Origin of the sequence: Kitasatospora sp. NPDC056651 (assembly GCF_042792155.1) — a bacterium.
Lineage (GTDB): Bacteria > Actinomycetota > Actinomycetes > Streptomycetales > Streptomycetaceae > Kitasatospora.
Map to the genome: position 1 here is coordinate 46,227 of NZ_JBHTWX010000030.1, position 23,822 is coordinate 70,048.

A 23,822-nucleotide genomic window follows, 5' to 3' on the forward strand; every position below is an offset into this window, starting at 1 on the left:
TGATGTTCATCGCCGAAGACCCCAAGAACTCGGGGCTGATCCCCGCCGCCAAGCCGACCAAGATCCCGGGGATGGAGGGCATGGTCTCGACCATGTTCGGCTACGGCCTCTGGCTCCTGGTCCTCGCCGGTGTCTGCGCCACCGGCTACGGCGTCTGGAAGCTGGCCATCACGGAGAAGAGCCGTCACGGTGGCGGGAGCGAGCCGTTCAAGTGGATGGGGGCAGGAGTCTTCGCGATCTTGTTGTCCGGCTCGCTGATCTCCATCCTCAACGGCATCGTGGGCTGATGGCGCGGCTCCGGAGGAGGAACGGCCTCGTGTCCCGTGTCGTGCTGTGGGGCGCCGGGGCGATGCTCGCCGCCGTCGTCGGCTTGACCGGCTACACGATCCTGTCCCACGACGACCGGCCCACGACCCCCCAACCCGCCGCTGCGCCCCCGTCACCGTCGGCGGTGTCGGCCACGACCGTCCCGGTACCGGTGTCCACCTACAGCCTCCCGGCCACCTGGACGGAGCCCGACCACTGGCTCGCGGTTCCCCGAGGGGCGGGCGCCCTCAGCGGCCTGGAGGTCGCCTTCCCTCACACCACCGCCGGAGCGATCGGCATGCTGGTGGCCTGCTCCGGGTTCGACGTCGAAGGCTCGAGGACCCTGGTGGACGAGGAGCTCACCTTCTACCGCACCTACACCGCGGCTGCCGACCGGAGCGCGGACCGGGAGCAGCGGATCCGCCAGGGAGCGGCGAAGACCGACGCGCGTGCCCGCGCAGCCATGAGCCTGCCGGAGACCGGTCCGCTTCCGGCCGGTGCGTGGATGCGCAGCAGCATGGTCGGCTTCAAGCTCGTCCAGGCCGAACCCGACGCCGTCACCGCCCATCTGCTGCTGCGCAACGCGCGGAAGTCGGGCGGGAGCAGTCCGGAGTCGGTCGTCTACGTGGTGGGGACCGTCGGGGTGGTGTGGCGGGAGGGCGATTGGAGGCTCGACCCTTCCGGTGGCGCCTCCCCTGCCCCCGCGACCGTGCCAGAGATCGCTGCGCCCGGCGACGCGGCGTTCAACGCGCAGGGCTGGACCGCGATCAGGCAGGCGTCGTGAGGCGTCGTCTGTCCGTTCTGCTCCTCGTCCTCATGACACTGGTCGGCGGCGTCATGGTCGGCCGACCGGCCATGGCCGACGACAAGGACGGCATCATCGGCTCGATCATCGAGGCGGGTTGCGACTTCGGGGTGGTCGGCATGTTCGACCACGTCACCGACGGCCATCACTGCAAGAGTCTCGGTGAGAACGTCAACGAGACGATCTCCACCGAGTGGAGGGACCTCTGGAACTCCGCCTTCGGGGAACTGCTCAAGGCCGGAATCGAGTTCGTCAAGGGACTCGTGAGGTTCACGCTGACGGTCGCCCTGCAAGGGCCGTCACTGAGGCTTGAGGACACCGGGCTGTTCGGTGAACGAGCCACACTGGCGGGGATGTTGGTGTGGCTGGGGCTGGTCGTCTCGGCGGCCGGCCTGGCGTGGCAGATCGGCCGCATGGCCGTCACCGGCCAGATGCGTCACCTCGGCCTGGCCCTCGGCGGGTGGTTGCAGAACTGTCTGCTGTGCGCGGGCGGGGTCTTTGGCGTCGCTCTTCTCCTCAGGACGGGGGACGTGCTGACCGACGGGCTGGTCGACCGGACCTTCGGTGACTCCGGAGCCGCCACCGGGCACATCGTCGACGTCCTGGTCCCGGACGTGGTCAACCCGTTCATCGTCATCTGCGGCCTGCTGGTGCTGGTGCCGGTCGGGTTCGTCCAGCTCGTGCTGATCTTTCTGCGCAATTCGGCGATCCCGGTCCAGTGCCTGCTGTTGCCGATCGCGGGCGCCGGGCGGGTCGGCGGCGAGACCACGCGCAAGTGGGCACCGCTTCTGATCCGGTCGATCCTCGTCGGCATCGTCTACAAGCCGATGGTCGCGGTGATCATCTGTTGCGGGTTCGCGGAGTTCGGACACGCCGGAACCGTGGTCGAGTGGCTGCGGGGCCTGACCACGCTGATGCTCGGGGCGCTCGCCCCGGCCGCGTTGGTACGGATCTTCGGTCCCGTCGCCGACGAGGTCGGCAGCGCCATGGGTTCGGGCGGGGCGGTAGCCGCCATGTCCGCGGCCGGCTCCTACGTCTCCCACAGGAGACGCAGCGGGAGCGAGACCGACGACTCCGGAGGCGCCGGTGCCGAGGGCGGTACCCGACCGGTCAGCGCGGTCGAACACGCGCGCCGTGTCGAGCAGGCGATGTCCGCGAACTCCGGCGCCGACGGGCAGGCGGAGACGGGCAGCGAGGCGCTCTCCCACGCGGCCCGGAACAGCGCGGCACAGGCCGGCCACATCCCCGCGCCGTCCACACCCCTCGACGGCGCGCCCGGAGCACCGGGCGCAGCGGGTTCCGGCGTCGCGGGCGCGGCGGCGGGTGGGGCCGGCCTGACCATCCAGGTGCTGGACGGGCTGAACGACGTCGTACAGCGCGGCGCGGGCGAGATCGGGAACGGACATGGAGGAGGTCGGCTGTGAGTACCCGGGAGGTACCTGACGGGCTGGTGGTGAGCGGCCTGCGCACCCGCCGCTCCTTCGGTATGGGAAACCTGTCCAAGGAGGCGACGATCGGCGCCGCGATGGCGATGGCGGCTGACGGGCTCATCGGCGTCCGCCACCCGGCCAGCCTGCTCGTCACCCTCCCGCTGACTGGTGCCGTCGTAGGGCTGGCGGCCGTACGACGGCACGGAATGTCGGCGTTGGCCTACTACCGGGCCCGGCTGGCGTGGTGGCGCGCGTACCACGCGGGTGCCACCTCCTACCGACGCGTCCTTCTCCCGCAGCCCTACTCACTCGACCTGCCCGGGGTGGGCGCGAGCTCGTCGCTGATCGCCGCCCACGACCCCACGACCGGCCGCAAGGTCGGGGTCGTCCACGACCGTTCCACCGGTCGCATGACGGTCTCGACTCTGCTCGCGCCCGGTGGGAGCCTCATGGCGCACACCGGTGCTGTGCGCTCCGGGCTGCGTACCTGGGGCGAGGTCCTCAACACCATGGCGACGGCGGAGCAGATCAAGGGCGCCTCGGTCACCATCCAGATCACTCCGGGCGCGGGCGAGGCCCTGGCCGACGACGTCCGGGCCCGCCGTCGGCCGGACGCTCCCCGACTCGCTCTGGACACCATCGACGAGCTGGTTCGCACCACGCCGCAGGCCACTGCCCAGGTTGCCTCCTGGATGAGCGTGACCGTCGACCCGTGCGCGACCGCCAATCCCCCGTCCGACCTCGCCGAGCAGGTCGGCGAGACCCTGCGGGTGGTGGACACCCTCGATCTGAGCGGAACCGGGACCGACATGGTGCGCAGGGCCACCCCGACCGATCTGCGCCGTATCGTCCGCTCCGCCTACGACCCCGGTGTGGCTCTTGCTCGGGACGAGCAGTTCGGCGAGTTGCAGTGGGGAGAGTGCGGCCCGGTCGCCGCCGACGACTGGGTGGAGTCCTACGCCCACGACGGCGCGGTGTCGGCCAGCTGGGTTCTGGAGGAGATGCCGCGTCGACCGATTCCGTACAGCGTGCTGCTGCCGCTGTTGGCCCCCGGTCGGTTCCAGCGGAGGATCACCCTGGGCTACCGCGTCCTGGAGCCGCACGAAGGTGAAGCGCTGCTGGAGCGGGAGATCTCCGCCGCCGAGCACCGCGCTCAGGCCACCGCGGAGGTCAAGGGCCGCGCCCGGTGGTCCCAGAAGGCGGACTACCAACGCGCGGAGCAGGCCGCTCGCCAGGTGGCCGGCGGTGCCCAGGTCGTCGACTGGACCTTGTCGGTCACCACCACTGCCCGGACGCCCACCGATCTGCCCGCGGCCCTTCAGGAGCTGAAGCTCGCCGTCGCCGGAACCCGGGGAATCCGGATGCGACCGGCCTTCGGTGCCCAGGCAGCCGTCTTCGCCGCCGGACTGCCCATCGGCTACAACCCCCTCGTGAAGTAGGAAGGCCCGTGAAGTCGGGAAAGACGAAACTGCTGACTCCTCGTTGGGTCCCTGACGCCGCGCCCGGGGCCAGGCCACGACGGGCACGGACCGGTGGCAGGATCCACGCCCCGCGATTGGGCTGGGGAGGCCCTTTCGGCGGCCGCGCCGCCGTGGAGGACACCGGCACCGTCTACACCGGACCGACCAGCCAGATCGGGCTGATCGGCCCGTTCCTTCTCGGTGCGGGCCTGCCCGCACGCGGGGTTCCGGTCGGCCCCGACGTGCTCACTGGCGAGCTGGTGTGCGCCGACCCGTCCGGCTGGACCGGAAAACTGACCACCAACCCGGGTGTCTGGGTGATGGCGCAGCCCGGTGTCGGCAAGAGCGCTCTGGTGAAGCGCTTCTGCCTCGTCTACGCCGCGTTCGGTCACATGATGTGTGTGCCGGCGGACGTCAAGGGCGAGTACACCACTCTGATCCGCGAACTCGGCGGCAGCGTACTGAGGATCGGCACCGGGTCCGACCGGATCAACCCGCTCGACTCCGGCCCGCTGCCGGGCCGGCTGGCCTCGCTGCCCGCCGCCGAGCGAGGGGCCTTGCTGGACGGCCTGAACGCCCGCCGTCTGGAGACCCTCGGCGCCCTGCTCGCCACCAGGTGTGGACTCGGCCGCCAGCCCGACGAGATCGAACGCTCGGCGCTGACCACCGCCGTACAGCTCGCCGCCGACGCCACACCAGGCACCGACCCGGTCATCCCCGATGTCATCGCCGTACTGCGCCAAGCCCCCGAGGCCCTGCGGGCCAAGCTCGCCGCCGAGGGCGACACCTACCTCGACCTGACCCGCTCGGTCGTGGCCGGCCTGGACAACCTGGTCGACGGGCCGCTGAAGGGCATGTTCGACGGGCCGACCACAACACCGATCGACCTGAACGCCCCGGCGGTGTCCGTGGACATCGACGCCCTACGCGCCAGGGGCCGTGACGTCGTCTCCGCCGGCATGATCGCCAGCTGGGCCTACACCTACAGCACGATCGACAGCGCACGCAGCCTCGGCGTGATCCGTCGCCGGCTGGTACTGCCCATGGACGAGATGTGGCGGGCCCTGCGATCGGGCCCCGGCCTGGTCGATGCCATGGACTCCATCAGCCGTCTCAATCGCACCACCGACGACGTCACCATCTACGTGACGCACTCGCTCCAGGACATGGAGGCCCTGCCCACCGAGGAGGACCGGGCCAAGGCGAGGGGGCTGATGGACCGGTGCGACACCTGGGTGATCGGCGGCTCGACCGACGAGGAACTGAGCCGCGTCTCCGGCAAACGAGCCCTCACCGAGCAGGAACGGATGATGATCACGTCTTGGGCTTCGGCGACCAGCACCGGTCTCGACACCACCGACCAGATCCACCCCGGGCGCGGCAAGTACCTGATCAAACTCGGAAGTCGGCCGGGCATCGCCGCGTCGATGACGCTCACCACGACCGAACAGAGGCTCTACCACACCGACGCGGCCGGGAACGAGACTGAGGAGACTCGTCGATGATGACCGAGAACGACCGGGCGTGGCTCTCCGGTGGCGTCCTCGTCGGCGGCTCGGTGGCCTTGTCCGCGTCCACCTGGGCCGGGGCCGCCGCAGGCGCCGCCCTCAGCGGAGCCGGCATCCCGGCGCTCAGCCCGTACACCGTCCTCGAGATGGCGCGTGACTGGCACTCCGTCTGGCCGCACTCCCCCACCGCCAGCGGCATCGGCGCCGCGCTCCTCGACCTCGCCGTCGTCGCCGGCATCGTCCGGGGTCTGTGGGCGGGCCTGCGCTGGTTCCACAACGCCTCCCACCTCGCCACCCTCCACCAGGTGCGCGACCTCACCCCCGAGCGGGCCGCCCGCACCGCCGCCCGGCTCCGGGTGTCCCTGCGGGACGTCAGGCCACAGGATGTGGCCGCGCGCGATCGTGGCGTGCTGCTCGGGGACCACCTGCCCACCGGCGTGGAGCTGCGCGGCTCCGACGAGGACACCTACCTCGCCCTGATGGCGCCCCGGGCCGGCAAGTCCTCCGCGATCGCGATCCCGGTCGCCGAGGAGGCCCCGGCGGCCCTGCTGCTGACCAGCAACAAGCCGGACGTCTACGCCGCCACCCTGGCCTCCCGCCGGAGGGCGGGCGACGTCTGGGGTTTCGACACCCAGGGCGTCGCCCGGATCGAGCGCGCATGGTGGTGGGACATCGTCGCCGAGGCCGAGACGCTCGACCGTGCCGAGCGCCTGGCCTCGCACTTCGTCAACCAGGTGAAGTCGGACGGGGCCGACCCGTTCTGGGCCCAGGGCGCCAGCGATCTGCTGGTCGGGATGCTCCGTGCCGCCTGGTGGGACGGCGCCACCGTGCGGGACGTGCTCAGGTGGCTGGCCGACCCCAAGGAGCGGGCGCCGCTGCGGATCCTGTACCAGCACGAGGAGGTCCTCGCCGAACAGGTCGACAGCTCCATCAACATCGCCGAGGAGACCCAGTCCGGCATCTACCAGAACGCCCGTACCGCCGTCAGCGCGCTGCGCGACGAGAAGGTGCTCGCCTGGATGCTCCCCGACAAGCACCGGCCCCGGTTCCGGCCGGAGGAGTTCGCGCTCAGCCGGGACACCCTCTACCTGCTCAGCAGGAAGGGCGGCGCCGCCTCCGCCGTCGTCGCCGCCCTCGCCGACTCCGTGTTCACCGCGGCTTCCGAGGCCGGCGAGCGCCACGGCGGGCGTCTGCCCGAGCCGCTGCGCGCCGTCCTGGACGAGGCGGCCAACATCTGCCGGATCGAGGATCTGCCCGACCTCTACAGCCATCTCGGGTCACGGGGCATCACCCCGTACACGATCCTCCAGTCCTACCGGCAGGGCGTACGGGCCTGGGGGGAGGTCGGCATGGACGCGCTGTGGGGCGCGGCCACGAAGAAGGTGATCGGTGTCGGCCTGGACGACCCGCGTTTCGTCAGCGACATCGCCACCCTGGTCGGCAACCACGACATCACCCGCGAGTCCCGTTCCAGGAGCCGCGACGGTGGTTCGACGTCCTTCAGCGAGCACCGCGAGCAGATCCTCGAACCCGCCCAGGTCCGCGCCATGAAGCGCGGCACCGCCCTGCTGCTGTCCACCGGCATGCCCGTCGCCCGGATCGCCCTGCGCCCCTGGTACGAGGAAGCGGCCATGGCCCACCTCGGCCCGGCGATGACGTCCGAGGAGGCCGCCATCGCCAAGCGTGCCGCTGTCGCCTGGGAGCAGCGGAAGACGGCGCGCCGTGGCTGACGAAGCCGCGGACCGGGCGCTCACCGAGGACGTGGAGGATCTCAAGGCCGTGCTCCGGGCCGTTCAGGCCGAACTGCGGGACCTGCGGGAGGCCGGGTCGGGCAGAGTCGTCTCGGGCACAGTCGTCTCGGGACCAGCCGGGTCGGGACCAGCCGGGTCGGCGGGCGACGGGGGCAGGCCGCCTGGCGGGGGCGAGGCACCCGGCGACACCGGAGAGGAGCGGGAGGAGCAGGAGGAGCGGGAGGACGACACCGAGTGGCAGTACCCGCCCTTCCTCTTCCTCCTTGAAGGTGAGCAGCGGGACGCCGAGCTGAGGCTGCTCGCGGAGTGGGTCGAGGGCGTCCTCGTTCCCGGCTGCCTCGCCGAGGTGTCCGCCGACGCCCGGTGGTGCCACCGGTGGATCGAGCACTGGGACGCCGTCGGCGTGCTGCACGCGTTGTGGCTGGCCTGGCAGGAGCTCACCGATCCTGCCACCTGCGGGTTCACGGGGCCCAGTGTCTGGTACCGGGACCACTACCGCCCCCATGTCGCCGCCCTGCGCGGCCCGGGTGGCCCGTTCGGTGGTTGCACCAAGGGTGAGCACCGGACCGAGCACCGGTTGCCCGGACTGGTGCCCAGCGCCTGGTGCGGCACGGAGGACGAGGTCTGATCGGCCACTGTTACCGGGGCTTCCTGCGCGGATGGAGCGCGCCGACCTCTCGGGACAGTTCGGACGCCCGGTGCGCGGGCAGCCGCGTCGGTTCCGGCGGGCGGGCCGTCGTCGTACTGCGGGCACGGGCGGCGGCGGCCCGCGCGCGCCGGGTGTCGACCGAGGGGTACCTCGCCGACCTGATCGAACTCGCCTCCGGCTGAACGCCGAAGGGCGGCCCCGGTCTGGATGGTCGGGTCCGCCCTTCGGCGTGCTGGTGGTGCCTACCAGGCGGTCGGCGGCGCACCGGCAGCGTGGTGCATGTCGGTGAGGGCGGAGGTCAGGCGGGCGGAACCGACGGTGGCCGCGAGTGCGGCGGCCCGGGCGGCGTGGTGGTCGGCTTCGATGCGCTCGCCCTGCCGGTAGAGCACGGTGGCCAGGCGGGCGGTGGCCATCGCCCGCACCCGGGCCTGGGTGGTGTCGGCTTCGGCGGCCCGGCGCAGGTCGGCGACGACCTGGGGGTTGTGGTGGCCGGTGGTGGTGGACAGCAGGTAGAGGGCGAAGCCGGTGTCGCTGCCGACTTTGGCGGCGGTGATGGTCTGGGTCCAGGCCGGCCCCGCGGAGAGGTCGACGACGCGCTCGTAGGTGCGCTCCGCGGTCAGCAGGTGTCGGGCCGTCTGCCGCTCGTCACCAGTCAGGGCGTGGGCCTGGGCAGTGACAGCGGCGAGCATCGCCCGCGCGGCGGCGGGCAGGCGCCCGTTCACCCGCTCGGCCAGCAGGAGAGCTTGGTCGGGGCGGCGCAGGTGGATCTCCTGGCGGGCCGCGTTGGTGGCCAGGTGGCACAGCAGCCCGGGGTCGCCGTGCTCGCGGCCGGCGGTCAGGCCCAGCTGGAACAGCGGGCGGGCCTCGTCGTGGAGGCCGACGTCGAAGCTGGACCAGGCGGTCAGGTTGGCCAGGCGGGTGATCACACCGAGCAGCGCGGTACGCACGGCGGGGGTGGTCGATGCGGTGGTGAGGTCGATGGCGGCGTGCAGTTCGCGCAGTGCGAAGTCGCGCACGGCACGGCCGCCGGAGGCGCGGTCCCAGTGCTCCAGGACGCTGGTACGCTCGGCGATCGCGGTGACCTCGGCCCTGCGCAGGCGGGAGAGCGGCCGGTCGGGTGGCAGCAGGGCGGCCAGCGCGGCGGCGAGGACGTCTCGGCGGTTCGAGTCACTCACCTCATCGGGATGATCGTGGTGGATCTGCTTGGCGACCAGGCCCAGCTCGGCCGCCGTACCCACCCTCAACACCAGGCAGAGCGCCTTCCGGTAGTGCTCGTGCGGCCAGGTGATGAGGCCCCGTTCTATGCGCGAGACGTAGCCGGCGTCAAACGGCGATTCCCGCCCGGTCGCCTCCTCGACAACCTCCCGAACCCGGTCGGCGACCTGACGCTGCGTCAAATGCAGGGCGAGCCGTGCGTGCCTGAACAGCGCGTTCACCACAGCGCACCACCCCCAACTCTCGGTTCAGGGAGATGATTCAGCGTATCAAGCGGCCCGCGGACTGCCCACCGACCTGCCCTGCCGCCTTCACCCGATCAGGTGGTCTCCTGGATGTGCCCGACCCACCAGCAGGGACCGAACACTGGCAGGCCGCGCAACGGACGCTCGGGGCCGGCTCGGGGCCGTACAGTCCAGCCATGACCGACACCACCGCGTCGTGGCGCGAGATCGAACGCACCACCGTCTTCAGCAAGTTCGGCCGGTCCGTCGACCGCGTCGACTTCGAGCTGCCCGACGGACAGAAGGAGGAGTTCTACCTCAAGCGCGAGCGCCCGGGCGGAGCGGTGCTCGCCCTCACTCCCGACCGGCACGTCATCCTCGCCCGCCAGTACCGGCCCGGCCCCGCCCGGGTGCTGTACGAGCTCCCCGGTGGCTTGATCGAACCCGGGGAAGAGGCGATCGAGGCGATCGCCCGCGAGCTGCTGGAAGAAACCGGCTACCGGGGCGCAGTCCACGCCGCCGGACCGTACTGGCACGACGCCTACTCCAACGTCCTGCGCACCGCCTTCTTCGCCACCGACTGCGTCAAGGTCGCCGAGCCGACCCCGGAACGCACCGAGTTCATCGACGTCGTCACCCTCCCCCTGGACGAGTTCCGCACCACCGTGCTCCGCAAGGGCGAGATGACCGACACCGCCGCCGCCTACCTCGCCCTGGACGCGCTGAACCTCCTGTGACCGGGAGTCGGCGGGCGGGCCGGGCCGCGGCACCCATGCTCACCCGCCCACCCCGGGAGAACCACGTGACCGAACGGAGCACCACCGACACCCGCCCCGCCGACTGGTACACCAGCACCCTCGTCTCCCTGCCCACCCGGGCCGCCGCCCTGGTCCTGGCCGGCGGCAAGGGCTGCCGCCTGCGTGCGGGCGGCGACCCTGAATTGAACCGCACGCCGAAGGTGCTGGTGCCGATCGACACCCCCGCAGGCCGCACCCCGATGCTGGGCCACGCGCTCGCTCAACTGGCCGCCGTGGGGTTCCGCCGTATCGCGGTGCTCACCAGCACCGACCACGCCAGCGGCGCCGAGGCCGTCGAGACCTACGCCCTCACCCACTCTGCCCGGCAGGTGGAGCTGACCGTCCACCGCGAAGACCGCCCGCTCGGCACCGCCGGCGCCGCCTACGCGGCCCTGACCCATCTGCCCGACACCCCGGCCGCGGTGGTCCTGCCCGCTGACACGCTCTTCCCCGCCGCGCTCCTGCCCTCGGCCCTCGCGGCGCACCGTGACCGGGCGGCGGCGGTGACCTGGACCGTCACCAGCGTGCCCGGCCAGGGTGCGCAGAACGCGGGCCGGCTCTTCCTCGATCCCGACGGCGCGTTCGTCGTCCACGCCCTGGAGGGGGTGGACGCCACCCTGCCCGCCGCAAGCCGGCAGGGCCTGCGGCAGGCCACCAGCACCGGCGCCGTCATCCTGGCCCCCCTCCCCTTCCGGGCCCTCTTCGAGGAGTACGCCCGACGCCTCGCCCGCCCCTGCGAGGCCGACCTGTACCGGCAGTTCATGCCCTGGGCGATCAGCCAGGGCCAACCCATCGGCGCCTACGACATCCGCACCCCGGCCCCCGACCTCGGCACCCCCGACCGCCTGGCCGCCTTCGGCCGCACCACCGTCTGAAAGGAGGTCAGCACCGTGCTCACCGAACCGACTGCGCTGACCGAACAGCAGGTCCGCCACTTCCGCGACCTCGGCTACCTGCGCCTGCCCGGCCCCGGCCTGCCCCGTGACCTCCTGTCCGACGTCGCCGAGGTGGTCCGCGCCCGTGCCGCCCGCCTGCCCGCCGGGCAGTCCAAGGTCTACCGGCTCTACCAGCACGACCGGACCCTGATGCACCGCCTCGTCTCCCACCCCGCCCTGACCGGGCCGCTGACCATGCTGCTCGGACCGAACGTGGTCTACGTTCTCAACCGGCACAACCAGGGTTCCCTCAACGCCCCCGGCGCCCAGGAGTCGCGGTTGCACCGCGACATCCTCCAGCCCACCCGCGGGCTGCTGACCGCCGTCGTGTACTTCGATGACGCCACCGTGGAGACCGGCTGCACGTGGATCGTCCCCGGCTCCCACCGCGCGCCGTACGTCGGCGTCCCGCAGCCGGACGGCGGCGGCACCTGGATGGACGAGCACCCCGAACTCGCCGACCTCGCCGAGCAGGCCGTACCGGTGCCGGTCCCCACCGGCGGTGTCCTGCTCTTCGACGGGACCGCCTTCCACACCGTCGGCGCGAACAGCGGCGGATCGACCCGCACCAGCGTGGTCCTCGGCTACCGGGCCGCCGACGAGCTCGACGCCCGCCCCGACCCCGAGCGGCAGGTGGTCGTCGCCGGCGCCCACCTGTACCGGGGCAACGACCGGCCGAGCTGACCCGGACGCCCGTCCAGGAGGTGGTTCGGTCGAACCACCTCCTGGACTCGATGGCGATGCTCGAACCACTCTGCGAGGTTTCGACTGAGTCGCTTACGCGCCGACGAGCCGACGAGCCGACTGGAAGTGCGCTCGCCGGTCGGATCGTCCGCTCATCGGCCTGCCGAGGCGCCGTCATGATCTTCAAGAAACCTTCGTCACCTGAAGATCGCCCGGTGAAGATCGGAAAAGTCCCCGAGGCCTTCAAAACCCCTTCAGAAACCCGATGACGCCGCGACGTCGACGAGCCGTGCGAGCACGGACCCCACGACGCGGAGCCAGGTTCCGTTGGCCCTCGTCGTGTTGTCGACAAGGGCCGCTGTCGGCTGCGCCAATGGGGAGGGCTTCGAGGGAGCCTCACCGCGTAGCCGACCCGGTCCATTCTGACCAACAAAGACTGGCTGTGGACTGGAACATGATCTTTGGCGGTATCTCTGCTGCCGCCGCTGTGGGCTCGTTTGCTCTGCAGGGAGTGGACGCGCGGAAGAAACGTGGCGGCGACCGTGATGCGGAGTCCGGGAAGGAAACGGACGAGGCCGCGGCGCCGCCCGAGGCCGGCAGCGCCGCGGTCGATCCCGATGGTGACCAGGCCGAGTAAGTAGGTAGGAGAGGGTGGGACGACCGGCTTATGGCGGTGTCCCACCCCTTCCCGTCAGGGGCGGCCGAGGGCTCGGAAGGCCCAGCCGGCCGCGCGCCAGCGGTTAGCGTTGAGGGTGCCGCGGGCGTCGATGACCCTGGGGACGGCGATGTGCTGGGCGAGGTCGGCGGGGTCGGTGTCGGAGTACTGGGGCCAGTCGGTCAGGTGCAGCAGCAGCCCGGCGCCCGTGACGGCCGCGGCGGGGTCGTCGGCGTAGTCGAGGTGGGGGTAGGCCCGGCGGGCGTTCTCCATCGCGGCGGGGTCGTGGACGGTGACCTCGGCGCCGGCCCGCTGGAGGGCGTCTGCGACGTCGAGGGCCGGGGAGTCGCGGATGTCGTCGGTGTGGGCCTTGAATGCGGCGCCCCAGACGGCGATCCGCTTGCCGATCACGGTGCCGCCGAGCGTTTCGCGGGCGAGGTAGATGGTGTGCTCGCGGCGGCGCCGGTTGATCGCCGCGACCTGGCGGAACAGGCCGGTGTCGGCGCCGAGTTCCTCGGCGCGGTGGGTGAACCCGGCCAGGTCCTTGGGCAGGCAGCCGCCGCCGAACCCGAGGCCGGGCCGCATGCCCTTGGCACCGATCCGGTGGTCGTAGCCCAGGGCGAGGGCGACCTGCTGGACGTCGGCGCCGGCCAGTTCGCAGAGCTCGGCCATCGCGTTGATGAAGGAGATCTTGGTGGCGAGGAAGGCGTTCGCGGCGCCCTTGATCAGCTCGGCGGTCGCGATGTCGGTGACGATCAACGGGGAGCCGGCCGCCAGGATGCCGGCGTAGACGTTCCGGAAGACGGCCTCGCTGCCGGTGTCGCCGTCCTCGACGCCGAGGACGATCCGGTCGGGCTCCAGGGTGTCCAGGACGGCGAAGGACTCGCGCAGGAACTCCGGCGACCAGGCCAGGCGGACGCTCGCCCCGTCGCGGACGTGTTCGTCCAGGGTCTGCCGCAGCTCGGCGACGGTTCCGACCGGGACGGTCGACTTGCCGACGATCAGTGCGCCGTCGCCGAGCCTGGGGGCCAGGCGGCGGACGGCGGTGTGCAGGTGGGTGAGGTCGTAGGCGCCGCTGCCGTCCTGCTGCGGGGTGCCGACGCCCAGGAAGTGGATGTCGGCGAAGACGGCGGCCTCCGCGTAGGAGGCGGTGAAACTGAGCTGGCCGGTGGCGGTGTGCTTGGCGAGCAGGTCGTCCAGGCCGCGTTCGACGAACGGGGCCTGGCCCTTGTTCAGGGCGTCGACCTTGTCGGTGTCGGTGTCCATGCCGAGGACCTGGTGGCCGAGTTCGGCCATCGCGGCGGCGTGGGTCGCGCCGAGGTAGCCGCAGCCGATCACGGTGAGCTTCACGAACGTGTCCTTCCAGAGGGGGCGGGGTGCCGCCCGGCCGGGCGCCCCGGTCCCCCTCGAGGACGGAGGCGTCAGACGCCGGGCTGGGCGGCGAGGAAGCGGTGGATGCCGTCGCGGATGAACGGCGGGATGGTCAGAACGGGCAGGTGCCCGGGGGCGAAGAACTGGAGCTTGACGCCCTCGGCCAGCGGCAGCGCGGTCTCGTCGCCGTCCCAGGCGGCGGCGAAGAAAGTGATGATCTGCCCGGACCCGTGGGTGTCCCGGGTCTCGAACAGCTCGGTCAGGCCGCCGACCGTCAGGCCGGCCTCTTCGTCGAGCTCCCGGACGATCGCATCGGCGGGGGTCTCCCAGGGGTCGCAACCGCCCCCGAGGAGACTCCAGTGATCAGGCCAGGCAATGCCGTCGAGGTCGTCGCGCAGGTGCAGCAGGAGCTCGCCGCGCCGGTTGGTGATGATCGCGACGGCTCCGCGCGGTTCGGCGGCGGCCGGGTTCTCGGGAAGGGTGTCCATGTGCTCACCGTAGCGAGCTGACGCCCTGTCATGCCGCTGCGGCCAGGGTGTGGTCGGTGAACCAGGCGGCGGCCATCAGGGCCTGCATGCGGGTGCGGTCGAACCGGCCGCCGGGCCGGAGGCCGCCGGCCAGAAGCGGGTGTAGCCCGTGTGGGGCCTGGTCGAGCGCCGAGCTGATCTGGGCGGTCGCCCAGCCCTCCAGTGGGCCGGACAGCCAGCTCGGGACCGGGGAGGCGAAGCCGAGCTTGTCCCGGCTGCCCCAGACCTCCCGGGGCAGGCCGAGGGCCTTCGCCGCGTCCCGCAGGATGCGCTTGCCGGCAGCCGGGTCGGAGATCTTGTGCTCGACGGGCAGCCGGTAGGAGAACTCGACCAGGTCCCGCGCCAGGTAGGGCGAGCGCCGCTCCAGCGCGAACGCGGAGGCCAGCTTGTCCGAGGTCATCACCAGCGGGCGCCAGGCCGTGGCCAGGTCCGCCAGCGTCAGCCCGCGTGCCAGGTCTCCGCCGGCGCGGGCCAGGGCGTCGGTGACCAGCTCGCGCAGCCGCCCGTCCGGGTCCTGCCCGCGCAGGATCAGCTTCGCGATCGCCTCGGCCGGTCCGAGCGGCTCGCCGGTGGAGCCGGTGAGCTTGGAGGCGAGCGGCCGGTAGGCGTCCAGCCCGGCTCCCCGCACGGCCTCCGGGCCGAAGAGGACGAGCGCGTGGCGGACGTAGCCCATGAGGAACTCGTCCGGTCCGAGTCCGCCGACGACGACGCGGATGCCGCGCGCGGCGACCGCCCGGTAGGCCATGTGCTCGGAGAACGTGGACGCGTTGCCCATCGGGTAGTCCAGCGCGTGCATGATCTGAGGCAGCGAGCGGGTGAAGTCCTGGATGGTCGGCTCGATGACGACCAGTTCGGCGCCGATGTCCCGGGCGACGACGGCCGCGGTCGCGGACTCGTCGAGGCGGTCCTGGCCGGGGTAGCGGACCGTGACGCAGAGCTGGGGCCGCATCAGGTAGGCCAGCACCGAGGAGTCGAGGCCGCCCGACAGCAGCAGCGCGAAGTCCCCGGCCGGTGCCCGCATCGGGACGCGGTCGGCCAGCAGGGTGGAGAACCGGGCGAGCGCGCTTTGGTAGTCGCCCTGCCAGGGCTCCAGGCCCTCCAGGGACCACCAGGTCCGCTGGACCAGCGAACCGGTGGCGATGTCGAAGGCCAGAAGACCTGCGGGCGGGAGGAGCTGGATGCCCTGGAACGGGGTGTCGGCGCCGGTCGGTGTCTCGATGCTCAGCATCTCGGGGCGGACGACCAGCGGGGCGGTGCCGTAGCCGGTCAGGGTGGTGACCTCGGAGGCGAACGCGAGCCGGCCGCCGTCCAGACGCCAGTAGAGCGGCTTCTCGCCGAGCCGGTCCCGCGCGAGGAACAGCCGGCCCTCGCGCGGGTCGTAGGCGGCGAGCGCGAACATGCCGTCCAGGCCGGCCATGCAGCCAGGGCCGAGCTTGGCCCAGGCCCGCAGGACCAGGTGGGCGTCCGTCTCGCCAGGCTCCAGCGGGATGCCCCAGGCCTCGGCGGCCTGCCGGTAGTTGTAGATCTCGCCGTTGAAGGTGAGGACGATGCCGCTGGCCGGGTCCAGATAGGGGCCGGGGTCGGCGGCGGTGTCGACGATCAGCAGGGTGTTCATGGACAGCACCGCCCGGCCGTCGGCCGAGATCAGGTGCCGGGTGCCGTCCGGGCCGCGGTGGTGCTGCGCGAGTCCCATCGCGGCGACGGTCGTCTCGTGGCGGACGGCGTCGGCGCCGGCCAGTCCTGCGATTCCGCACATCTGGTTGTCACCCCCGAGCGTGAATCGGTGGTGGCCCCCGCCGGAAGGTGGTCCGTCCCGGCGGAGGCCCGAAGCACCAGGCAACCGCCTTGCGGCCGGTGCGGGCAGGGCTCGCAAGGGGGCTCACAACTCGCGAAAGCGGTTCACCGTGAGCGGTGGAGGCAATACCCTCGGTGACCCGGCCTCAGCTGCCGGATGTACGACTTCTCGTGCCCAGTCGCGTACGACTTCCGCGCCAAGGCGCGCGGGACCGATTGAGGGGGACGCTGTGGCGTCGACCACCCGCCGGGCCAAGCCGCCGAACGAGGCTCTGACCCGGATGATCGAAAAGTGTGAGGGTGCCAGCCACAAATCGCTGGCCCTGCGGGTGAACCAGCTCGCTCACGAAGCCGGGCTGACCACGACATATACGCATACCTCGGTCGCGAACTGGTGCCGCCGGGGCATGGTCCCGGACTGGCCGGTGCCCAAACTGCTGGCCCAGGCGATCGGCGAACGGCTCGGCCAGCCCGTGCAGTTGGCGGAGATCGGCATGGCGGATGCCGAGACGCCGGACGCCGCGGTGGGGTTGGATTTCCCGCGAGACCCCGCCGACGCCGTGCGCGTCGCCACTTCGTTCTGGAGCACTGTGAACCGCCGCGACTTCCTGACCGGGACGGGCTTCGCCGTCTCCGCGTTCGCCACCCCGGTCACCCGCTGGCTGGTCACCCCGGAAGACGGCGACGCCGCCCACCGGGGCCGCGGCCAGGTCGGCGCCGCCGACCTCACCGAACTGCGGGACGCCGCCGACGACGCCCGGCGCTGGGACTCGAAATACGGCGGCGGGAACTGGAAGGCCAACTCCGTCACCGCCTGCCTCCAGGAACGCGCGGTACCGCTGCTGAACGGATCGTTCAGCGACGACGTGGGCCGCCAGCTGTTCTCGGTGACCGCCGAGCTGTCCCGCCTTGCCGGCTGGACTGCCTTCGACGTCGGCCAGCACGACGCCGCCCAGCGGCACTTCATCCAGGCTCTCCGCCTCGCGCGGGCCGGCCGCGACGTCGAGCTCGGCTGCTATGTGCTGACCACGATGGCGATGCAGACCCTGCTGCGGGGCTTCGCCTCGGAAGCCATCGACATGACCCAGGGCGCCTTCCAGCGGGCCAAGGGCCATGCCGCCCCCCGGGTGCTGGCGTTCACCAAGCTCATCGAGGCCAGGGCCCATGCCCGCGACAACAACGCCAAGGCCGCCTCGGCCGCGCTGGCCGCCTCCGAGAGCCTGCTCGACCAGGCCCGCGACGGCGCTGGAGAACCCGCCTGGATCGACTTCTATCACCACACCCGGCTCTCCGCAGATGCCGCCGAGGTCTTCCGCGACCTCAAGAACCCCAAGGCCGCCCTGGCCTGGAACGCGCAGGCTGCCGCCATGCCGACCGGGGTGTTCACCCGCTCCGTCGGCATGCGCCTGGCGATCGTCGGGACCGCCCACCTCCAGAGCAAGGACCTCGACCAGGGCCTGGAGCTCGGCAACCAGGCCGTCGACATCCTCGCCCGCGTCCAGTCCAGCCGGGCGCTCGACTACGTCCGCGAGTTCAACGCCGCCCTCACCCCCTGGCGGCGCGAGATGGCGGTCCGCGACTTCCTCCATCGGCCCCGCAGCGAGCTCGGCGTCGCCGCCTGATCCTGGCTGGTCCCGGCAGCGGTGCTGCCGGGACCAGCGGGCCGACCGCTGGCCGGGCCAGTCAGGACCTGGAGAAACGCAGGACGAGGCAAGGCACCGGTGCGTCCGCGCCCGAAGGCGAAGCGCAACCCAGACCCGAGCGCCTTGATCCACTGGAGCGCGCGGTCGCGATGCTGCGCTCCGCGCACAGTCTGGCCGTGCACCTCGGTGCGCTGGCAGGCCTGCCGACGGTGCCGTCGCTGGCAGAGGTCCTGGCCGGGGCGCCGCCCCGCAGAGCAGCGCCGGCCATCATGCGGCTGGTGCACCAGGCGCTGGCCCTCGGTCTTCCATGCGCCCTGGTGCTCCCCTCCACGTCAGTCGATTCCGACCGTGCCGTCATGGCGGTAGGCCTGGGAGCGGCCTGGTCGTGCGCCGTCCGCCAGGGGGCGTACGGGAGCGCCGCCGCCTATCTGGAAGCAGCCCACCTGCTCGGGACACCGATGGACGAGCTGCTGATCGCGTGCACCGCCGACCAAGTGGTCCCCCTGATCCCCGCCACCAGCGAGTGCCTGGTCATCGTCACCAGCCGTTCGCCGTTGCCGGCACTCGCCGCTCTCGGTGCTCACCATCACCACCTGGGGCCCACTCGCGCCCACCCGCGCTCTCCGGTTGCTCACCCGAATCCTCGGCGAGGACCGGGTGTGCGCCGAGCCGGCCGCCGCCGAGGCCCTCGCTCGTACCTGCCAGGGCATCCCCCTGGCCCTGGGCCTGGCCGCCGGCACGGTGGTCCTCAACCCCGCACGCTCACTCGCCTCCCACACCGCGCTCGCCGCAAGCGGCTTGGACAGTGTCCCCGCTACCGCCACCGTCGCCCTCGCATCGCTACCCGACCCCGAAGCGCGCCTGCTCCGGGACGCCGCACTGATTCCCTCGCCCGATCTCGACCACCTCACCGTGGCCGCCGCCACCTCCGCGCCCGCCGGCCGAACCCTGCGACTGCTGCGCCAACTCGTGGCCCGGCACCTGCTGGAACACACCGGCCACCAACCCGTACGCGGCGACATCTACAGCATCCGCCCCCGCATCCGGGAACTGATCCGTGACCAGGCAGACACCCGGCGGCTCGTGGTGCAGCGCTACCTCGATCACCTGATCGCCACCGCCCAGCGACTCACCCCGCACCACCGCGTCCTTCCACGCCAACACCGCCACCATCCTGCCGAGCCAGTGCAACTAGCCAGGAGGTGATCCAACTCAACGCCGCACCTGAACAGCACCATCATCAAAGCCCGCCAAGGCGACGAAGTCACCACACGTGAGGTCCGTCATCCGGCTGCGCCCTCCTCGACGAGCAGAGCGGTGCACAGCGCGATGGAAGCATCCCGGATGTGGCGGGCGGCCATGTGACGATCCCGAATCTGCCGGAGGCCCGACGAGCAGCGACCGAGTCCGTCGAGAGCATCGGCGAGGTCACACAAGTCACTGACCAGGGTGAGGTCAGCCTCGTCAAAGCCGTCCTCGGGAACAGCTTCGGGCCGCGGAAGGTACACGGTCGCCTCGTTTGGCGCAGGCGGCAGCGACAATCGCGGCCGCCTCGTCGTAGCGCTCGTCGTCGACGGCCAGCTCCGCCAGCCTGTGTGCGACAACGATGGTCCTCTCCACAAGGCTGGCGGCGACCTGTTCGAGATCCTGCTGGTCGGGGCTCAGGTCCATGATTCGATCCTCCGATAGGGACTGTGGGGCCGTGCGGCGGCGGACACGCACGGTTCATGGCGGGTCGGGATCACTACCGCCCCCATGTCGCTACCCTGCGCGGCCCGTTCGGTGGTTGCACCAAAGGTGAGCACCGGACCAAGCACCGGCTGCCCGGCCTGGTGCCCGGCACCTGGCGAGCCACGGAGGACGAAGTCTGATCGGCCGCTGCTACCGAGTCTTCCTACGCGGATGGAGCGCCCCGACCTCTCTCGACAGCTCGGACGCCCGGTGCGCTGGCAGCCGCGCCGGTTCCGACCGGCGGTCCGCCGTCGCACTGCGGGCACGGGCGGCGGCGGCCTGCACGCGCCGGGTGTCGCTGGAGGGGTCACCAGTGAAACCGAGCGTGTTCCGGCGGTCAGCCTCCAGCACGGCCCGGGCGAGCGGGTGGCCGGCCGCCTCGGCCGCGCGGGCGACGGCGATCTGCGCTGCCGCCGACGCTTGACGAGCCGTGTTGTAGGCACTCGTGATGTGGCTGATCTGCTCTGCCGACGCCGGGTACCACCTGGTCCAGCCGTCCCTGATCTGGTCGGAGGGCGTGCTGCCGCGCGGGTTGTGGGCCGGGTCGGAACTGAGGAGCACTCCCCGCCGGACCAGGGTGGCGGCGATACGGGGGACGTGTTCGGCGATCACCTGTCCGGCGGCGGGTACTGCGTGCACGGCGGCCAGCAGGTACGGCGCGTCGCCGGGCGTCGTGATGATCTCGTGCGTCGCCCTGGGGGTGCGCTGCCCACCGTCAAGTCGGGTCCAGCCAGAGGAGAAGAGGGTGCGGCCGAGCCGGACCAGGGCGAACTCGGCCTCGCGCACGAGGCGGGGGTTCGAGCTGGCGGGCGCGCTTCCGAAGGCTGGCTTCCCGCTGTCCGCGGCCTGTCGCCAGAGCTTGGCGGCCGCACGCAGAGCCTCGCCGGCCGTACCGAGGCCACCCTGGGCGACCGGGTCGAAGGTGAGGAGGTCCCGGGTGTGCTCGATCAGCCGTGCGGTGAACAGGTGGGCCACCGCGCAGTGGCCGGCGACAGACGACAGCTCACCGATGGTGGCGTCCGGCAGGCGCTGATCCGCCTGCTGCGCCGTGTGGGCGGCGAGCCAGTCCAGGCCTGCGCCGACCGCCCGGAGCGCGTCCTCCTGTGACTCGCCCGGCCTTACCGGGTGCGGCACCGTCGTGGCCGCCGCCTGGAGGTGGGTGAGGCCTGGAGCAGGCACAGACGGGCGGGGCAACTGGAGCTGGCGCTGAATGCCGATCGCCGCCTGCTCGATCAGCACGGCACGCTCCCCGAGTCGGTGGGCCACCTCGTGGCGGCGGGCCACCCGGCGGGCGGGAGGGCACAGCTGGCCGATCCGTACGGCCACGCGACCTGCCGTGCTAGCGAGTTCGGCCGTCTCGGCGACCATGCGGCGCGCGACCCCGGCGCTGTCCAGGTACGCGGCGTAGGGACTGCGGGGCTCTCCGTCCGGCCCGTGGTGGCTGGCCACCAAGTCCCCCGCCAGACGGAGGAAGCGCGCAGCCTGGGTCAGGTGCGAGGCTGCCGGGTCGGGCTCGGGCCAGACGTGGAAGGCCTCGTCGCGCAGGAACCGCCCGAGGATCTCGATGTTGCTGTGCAGCCGGGCCACATCGCCCTCGGCGATGCCGAGCGGGTCAGGGGCGAGCGGTCCGAACCGGCCGGACGAACGGTGGAGGAGCTGGAAGACGTCCGCCAACGCCCCGCTACGGGCTGCATGTTGGCCCGGTGTACTCGACGCCTCGGCGTCGGCGGGGGTGAGGGCCGCCAGGGCGTACCCCATCCTGGATCCCGCCAAGGCCATGAAGTCACCCCAGGTGAGGTCCGTCATCCGGCTGCGCCCTCCTCGACGAGCAGAGCGTTCCGCAACGCGACGGAAGCATCCCGGACATGGAGGGCGGCCATGTGACGATCCCGAATCTGCCGGAGGCCCGACGAGCAGCGACCGAGTCCGTCGAGAGCATCGGCGAGATCACACAAGTCACTGACCAGGGTGAGGTCGGCCTCGCCAAAGCCGTCCTCGGGAACGGCTTCGGGCAGCGGAAGGTACACGGTCGCCTCGTTGGCGCAGGCGGCAGCGACAATCGCGGCCGCCTCGTCGTAGCGCTCGTCGTCGACGGCCAGCTCCGCCAGCCTGTGTGCGACAACGATGGTCCTCTCCACAAGGCTGGCGGCGACCTGTTCGAGATCCTGCTGGTCGGGGCTCAGGTCCATGGTTCGATCCTCCGATCGGGGCTGTGGGGCCGTGCGGCGGCGGGCACGCACGGTTCGGGATGGTTCGGGGCAAATGAACTCGACCCCTCGGCGTCGGCGGGGATGAGGGCCGCCAGGGCGTACCCCATCCTGGATCCCGCCAAGGCCATGAAGTCACCCCAGGTGAGGTCCGTCATCCGGCTGCGCCCTCCTCGACGAGCAGAGCGTTCCGCAACGCGACGGAAGCATCCCGGATGTGGAGGGCGGCCGTGTGGCGATCCCGAATCTGCCGGAGGTCGGACGAGCGCTCGCCGAGTTCGTCGAGTGCGTCGGCGAGTTCATTCAACTGGTCGACCAGGGTGAGGTCGGCCCCGGCGTCGCCGTCCTCGGGAACGGCGTCGGGCAGCGGAAGGTACATGGTCGCCTCGGTTGCGTAGGCCGCAGCGGCGAGCGCAGCCAGCTGGTCGTAGCGCTCGTCCCGGGCGGCCAGCTCCGCGAGCGCGTATGCGGCAGCGATCGTCCTGTCCATGGTGCTGGCAGCGACCTGTTCGAGATCCTGCTGGTCGGGGCTCAGGTTCATGATTCGATCCTCCGATCGGGACTGTGGGGCCGTGCGGCGACAGGCAAGCACGGTTCGAGATGGTTCGGGGCAATGGACCGGCTACCTGTGGATAACGCGGGCGCGAGGGCATGGCGATTCACCGGAACGTGTGAAACTGCTCAGCTCGCACCTGGTTTTCGTGTCACTTCTGCCGGGGCTTGCGCCCGGGCTGGACGGACATTCCGCCACGCCGCAGATGCGCGGGCTGCTCGCCCGCGGCGGCCGCCGGCCGTTTCGGAGGACGGTGGGCGGACCTGGCCGTCGCCGCACCCACCGAGACGCCCCCGGGCCGCACGGACACCGGGCCGGGCCGCTGCAGCGCTTCCCCCATCCGCCGCAGCCCGGGAACATCGACCGTGATGGACAGCGGCCCTGCCTCGGCGCCACGAACACCATCCCAACGCCGGGCGGACATGCTGTAGGCGCCGGCGGCATCGCCGAGGGCGAGGAGTGTCTCCGCGTTCGGCAGCGCGGCCTGGCCGCGGCGCAGCCTGTCGGAGACGAGCTGGGCGAGCCGGGCGATCGTCTCGCACGCGTGGATGGACACGTTGCGCAGGAACTCGGAGACACGGTGGTCGGCGAGGAGCCGTCCGGCGAACTCGCCTGCCCTCACCGTGAGGGTTCGCCACAGGCGGCCGACGGTCTCCCGGACGGCCTGAAGTTGATGCCATTCCCCGAGGTCGAGAAGGGCCGGGTGGCACCGGTCGGCATGACGGAGAGCCGTTTTGACGGCTTCCGCGTCCGGCCGGGCAGCGGGTGCGGCTGCCACTGGCTCGGTGACCGGCTTCGCGGTCCCACTCGGCGTCGCGGCGACTTGCCGCCAGCGAACCTGCAGCGCCTCGACATCGGCTTCCAGGGCCCGTCGCAGATCGTCGGCCGTGCTGCGCCCGTCGGGCACGATCTCCTTCCAGGCTTCCAGCACTTCTCGAAGCTGCTCCTTGAGATCGGGCAGCCCGGCGCCGTCCGTCATGGGCCGAGCGCCGACTGGCTGAGCCGTTTCCTCTTCGGCCCACAGCAGCAACTGTTCCGTCCGTGCCGCCGCCCGGATGTCCACCACCGGGGCCGCGTACGCCCGGGATTCCGGTTGCACGCGCGCCGGCTGATCGTCGGTTCCGACGCCTGTCGGCCATCCCCCTACGAGTCCGGCCGAGGCCGCATCCTCCTCGGCCAGCTTTTCCCAGATCCTCTGATCATTCGCTGGCGGAACACCGAGAATGAAGTTGTCCTGCTCCGCTGACTGCAGTGGTCGCATCGCTACCTCCAACACGACAAGCCACATATCCGAATATCGGTACCGGTGAGAAATAAATCGCTCCAGGCGAACGCCGATCCTCACCCGGCACGAGTGCCCCCGGTGTAGCACATACCCCTGCCAGCGTTCACCGATCAACGCGACCGTGTCCGGACTCATCGGTCAGTTCGCAGCTCAACCGGACGGAACGTCAAGTCGGCGCCGAACAGTTCACACCATGGAATGCAGGAGTAGGCACCCCGCACGAAGTCGACGAGCCTCGCCGGGATGCCCGGAGAACAGGTGCTGCCAGCCATGGTCCCGAATCCCACATTCT

Annotated in this window: 22 protein-coding genes; 13 read left to right on the forward strand and 9 right to left on the reverse strand. The window is 71.5% G+C overall.

Going from position 1 to position 23,822, the window contains the following annotated elements; all coding sequences use genetic code 11:
- Nucleotides 1-2 precede the first annotated feature (2 nt).
- The 7 genes from ACFRAR_RS14700 (at nt 3) to ACFRAR_RS14730 (ending at nt 7,888) form a co-directional block, all read left to right on the forward strand.
- The gene (locus ACFRAR_RS14700; protein ID WP_380698411.1) at nt 3-287 is read left to right on the forward strand and encodes a hypothetical protein; all 285 of its coding nucleotides are present in this window, start codon (nt 3-5) and stop codon (nt 285-287) included.
- 29 nt (nt 288-316) lie between these two features.
- A complete protein-coding gene (locus ACFRAR_RS14705) occupies nt 317-1,090 on the forward strand; it encodes a hypothetical protein (protein WP_380698413.1) in 774 nt (257 codons plus the stop codon).
- Nucleotides 1,087-2,535 carry a hypothetical protein gene (locus ACFRAR_RS14710; RefSeq protein WP_380698415.1) on the forward strand — a complete coding sequence of 483 codons (1,449 nt, stop codon included), beginning with the start codon at nt 1,087-1,089 and terminating at the stop codon, nt 2,533-2,535. Before ACFRAR_RS14705 ends, ACFRAR_RS14710 begins: the two co-directional genes overlap by 4 nt.
- On the forward strand, nt 2,532-3,980 hold the full coding sequence (locus ACFRAR_RS14715) for an SCO6880 family protein (RefSeq protein WP_380698416.1): 1,449 nt from the start codon (nt 2,532-2,534) through the stop codon (nt 3,978-3,980). The genes ACFRAR_RS14710 and ACFRAR_RS14715 overlap by 4 nt, the downstream gene beginning before the upstream one ends.
- A 152-nt stretch (nt 3,981-4,132) precedes the next feature.
- Nucleotides 4,133-5,506 (forward strand): ATP-binding protein, encoded by a 1,374-nt coding sequence (locus ACFRAR_RS14720; RefSeq protein WP_380698418.1) that lies wholly within the window; start codon nt 4,133-4,135, stop codon nt 5,504-5,506.
- A complete protein-coding gene (locus tag ACFRAR_RS14725; RefSeq protein WP_380698420.1) occupies nt 5,503-7,239 on the forward strand; it encodes a type IV secretory system conjugative DNA transfer family protein in 1,737 nt (578 codons plus the stop codon). Before ACFRAR_RS14720 ends, ACFRAR_RS14725 begins: the two co-directional genes overlap by 4 nt.
- Nucleotides 7,232-7,888, forward strand: a complete 657-nt coding sequence (locus ACFRAR_RS14730; RefSeq protein WP_380698422.1) for a DUF4913 domain-containing protein — start codon at nt 7,232-7,234, stop codon at nt 7,886-7,888. The genes ACFRAR_RS14725 and ACFRAR_RS14730 overlap by 8 nt, the downstream gene beginning before the upstream one ends.
- Nucleotides 7,889-8,151: 263 nt before the next feature.
- Here ACFRAR_RS14730 and ACFRAR_RS14735 read toward each other — a convergent pair whose 3' ends face one another.
- The gene (locus tag ACFRAR_RS14735; RefSeq protein ID WP_380698423.1) at nt 8,152-9,345 is read right to left on the reverse strand and encodes a hypothetical protein; all 1,194 of its coding nucleotides are present in this window, start codon (nt 9,343-9,345) and stop codon (nt 8,152-8,154) included.
- A gap of 200 nt (nt 9,346-9,545) precedes the next feature.
- Between ACFRAR_RS14735 and ACFRAR_RS14740 the strand changes: the two genes are divergently transcribed.
- The 4 genes from ACFRAR_RS14740 to ACFRAR_RS14755 all read left to right on the forward strand — a co-directional run bounded on the left by ACFRAR_RS14740 (nt 9,546) and on the right by ACFRAR_RS14755 (nt 12,401).
- Nucleotides 9,546-10,085: an NUDIX hydrolase gene (locus tag ACFRAR_RS14740; protein ID WP_380698424.1), complete on the forward strand. Its 540-nt coding sequence runs from the start codon at nt 9,546-9,548 to the stop codon at nt 10,083-10,085.
- Between the two features lie 65 nt (nt 10,086-10,150).
- Nucleotides 10,151-11,020 carry an NDP-sugar synthase gene (locus tag ACFRAR_RS14745; RefSeq protein WP_380698425.1) on the forward strand — a complete coding sequence of 290 codons (870 nt, stop codon included), beginning with the start codon at nt 10,151-10,153 and terminating at the stop codon, nt 11,018-11,020.
- Between the two features lie 15 nt (nt 11,021-11,035).
- Nucleotides 11,036-11,764 (forward strand): phytanoyl-CoA dioxygenase family protein, encoded by a 729-nt coding sequence (locus ACFRAR_RS14750; RefSeq protein ID WP_380698426.1) that lies wholly within the window; start codon nt 11,036-11,038, stop codon nt 11,762-11,764.
- 442 nt (nt 11,765-12,206) lie between these two features.
- Nucleotides 12,207-12,401 carry a hypothetical protein gene (locus ACFRAR_RS14755; RefSeq protein ID WP_380698427.1) on the forward strand — a complete coding sequence of 65 codons (195 nt, stop codon included), beginning with the start codon at nt 12,207-12,209 and terminating at the stop codon, nt 12,399-12,401.
- Between the two features lie 54 nt (nt 12,402-12,455).
- Here the strand turns inward: ACFRAR_RS14755 and ACFRAR_RS14760 are convergent, their stop codons facing one another.
- The 3 genes from ACFRAR_RS14760 to ACFRAR_RS14770 form a co-directional block, all read right to left on the reverse strand.
- Nucleotides 12,456-13,769, reverse strand: a complete 1,314-nt coding sequence (locus ACFRAR_RS14760) for a UDP-glucose dehydrogenase family protein (protein ID WP_380698428.1) — start codon at nt 13,767-13,769, stop codon at nt 12,456-12,458.
- Between the two features lie 71 nt (nt 13,770-13,840).
- Nucleotides 13,841-14,278 (reverse strand): NUDIX domain-containing protein, encoded by a 438-nt coding sequence (locus ACFRAR_RS14765; protein WP_380698429.1) that lies wholly within the window; start codon nt 14,276-14,278, stop codon nt 13,841-13,843.
- A gap of 28 nt (nt 14,279-14,306) precedes the next feature.
- Complete coding sequence (locus tag ACFRAR_RS14770) at nt 14,307-16,073, reverse strand: asparagine synthetase B family protein (RefSeq protein ID WP_380698430.1); 1,767 nt, start codon at nt 16,071-16,073, stop codon at nt 14,307-14,309.
- Between the two features lie 268 nt (nt 16,074-16,341).
- Between ACFRAR_RS14770 and ACFRAR_RS14775 the strand changes: the two genes are divergently transcribed.
- Nucleotides 16,342-17,733, forward strand: a complete 1,392-nt coding sequence (locus ACFRAR_RS14775) for a sporulation protein (RefSeq protein ID WP_380698431.1) — start codon at nt 16,342-16,344, stop codon at nt 17,731-17,733.
- A gap of 648 nt (nt 17,734-18,381) precedes the next feature.
- A complete protein-coding gene (locus tag ACFRAR_RS14780; RefSeq protein ID WP_380698432.1) occupies nt 18,382-18,960 on the forward strand; it encodes a hypothetical protein in 579 nt (192 codons plus the stop codon).
- Nucleotides 18,961-19,218: 258 nt separating this feature from the next.
- On the opposite strand, the gene ACFRAR_RS14785 is transcribed toward ACFRAR_RS14780, so the two are convergent.
- The 5 genes from ACFRAR_RS14785 to ACFRAR_RS14805 all read right to left on the reverse strand — a co-directional run bounded on the left by ACFRAR_RS14785 (nt 19,219) and on the right by ACFRAR_RS14805 (nt 23,506).
- Nucleotides 19,219-19,425 carry a hypothetical protein gene (locus tag ACFRAR_RS14785; protein ID WP_380698433.1) on the reverse strand — a complete coding sequence of 69 codons (207 nt, stop codon included), beginning with the start codon at nt 19,423-19,425 and terminating at the stop codon, nt 19,219-19,221.
- Nucleotides 19,426-19,635: 210 nt separating this feature from the next.
- Nucleotides 19,636-21,291, reverse strand: coding sequence for a hypothetical protein (locus ACFRAR_RS14790; protein WP_380698434.1), 1,656 nt, complete (start codon nt 21,289-21,291; stop codon nt 19,636-19,638).
- Nucleotides 21,288-21,674 carry a hypothetical protein gene (locus ACFRAR_RS14795; protein WP_380698435.1) on the reverse strand — a complete coding sequence of 129 codons (387 nt, stop codon included), beginning with the start codon at nt 21,672-21,674 and terminating at the stop codon, nt 21,288-21,290. The genes ACFRAR_RS14790 and ACFRAR_RS14795 overlap by 4 nt, the downstream gene beginning before the upstream one ends.
- A 172-nt stretch (nt 21,675-21,846) precedes the next feature.
- Nucleotides 21,847-22,233 carry a hypothetical protein gene (locus tag ACFRAR_RS14800; RefSeq protein ID WP_380698436.1) on the reverse strand — a complete coding sequence of 129 codons (387 nt, stop codon included), beginning with the start codon at nt 22,231-22,233 and terminating at the stop codon, nt 21,847-21,849.
- Nucleotides 22,234-22,396: 163 nt separating this feature from the next.
- Complete coding sequence (locus ACFRAR_RS14805; RefSeq protein ID WP_380698437.1) at nt 22,397-23,506, reverse strand: hypothetical protein; 1,110 nt, start codon at nt 23,504-23,506, stop codon at nt 22,397-22,399.
- Nucleotides 23,507-23,822 lie beyond the last annotated feature (316 nt).

What these genes read in the sequence shown, in the direction of transcription:
- ACFRAR_RS14700 (WP_380698411.1), top strand. Translation starts at nt 3, where the DNA reads ATGTTCATCGCCGAAGACCCCAAGAACTCGGGGCTGATCCCCGCCGCC.
- ACFRAR_RS14725 (WP_380698420.1), top strand. Translation starts at nt 5,503, where the DNA reads ATGATGACCGAGAACGACCGGGCGTGGCTCTCCGGTGGCGTCCTCGTC.
- ACFRAR_RS14740 (WP_380698424.1), top strand. Translation starts at nt 9,546, where the DNA reads ATGACCGACACCACCGCGTCGTGGCGCGAGATCGAACGCACCACCGTC.
- ACFRAR_RS14765 (WP_380698429.1), bottom strand. Translation starts at nt 14,278, where the DNA reads ATGGACACCCTTCCCGAGAACCCGGCCGCCGCCGAACCGCGCGGAGCC.
- ACFRAR_RS14770 (WP_380698430.1), bottom strand. Translation starts at nt 16,073, where the DNA reads ATGTGCGGAATCGCAGGACTGGCCGGCGCCGACGCCGTCCGCCACGAG.
- ACFRAR_RS14785 (WP_380698433.1), bottom strand. Translation starts at nt 19,425, where the DNA reads ATGGACCTGAGCCCCGACCAGCAGGATCTCGAACAGGTCGCCGCCAGC.
- ACFRAR_RS14790 (WP_380698434.1), bottom strand. Translation starts at nt 21,291, where the DNA reads ATGACGGACCTCACCTGGGGTGACTTCATGGCCTTGGCGGGATCCAGG.
- ACFRAR_RS14795 (WP_380698435.1), bottom strand. Translation starts at nt 21,674, where the DNA reads ATGGACCTGAGCCCCGACCAGCAGGATCTCGAACAGGTCGCCGCCAGC.
- ACFRAR_RS14800 (WP_380698436.1), bottom strand. Translation starts at nt 22,233, where the DNA reads ATGAACCTGAGCCCCGACCAGCAGGATCTCGAACAGGTCGCTGCCAGC.
- ACFRAR_RS14805 (WP_380698437.1), bottom strand. Translation starts at nt 23,506, where the DNA reads ATGCGACCACTGCAGTCAGCGGAGCAGGACAACTTCATTCTCGGTGTT.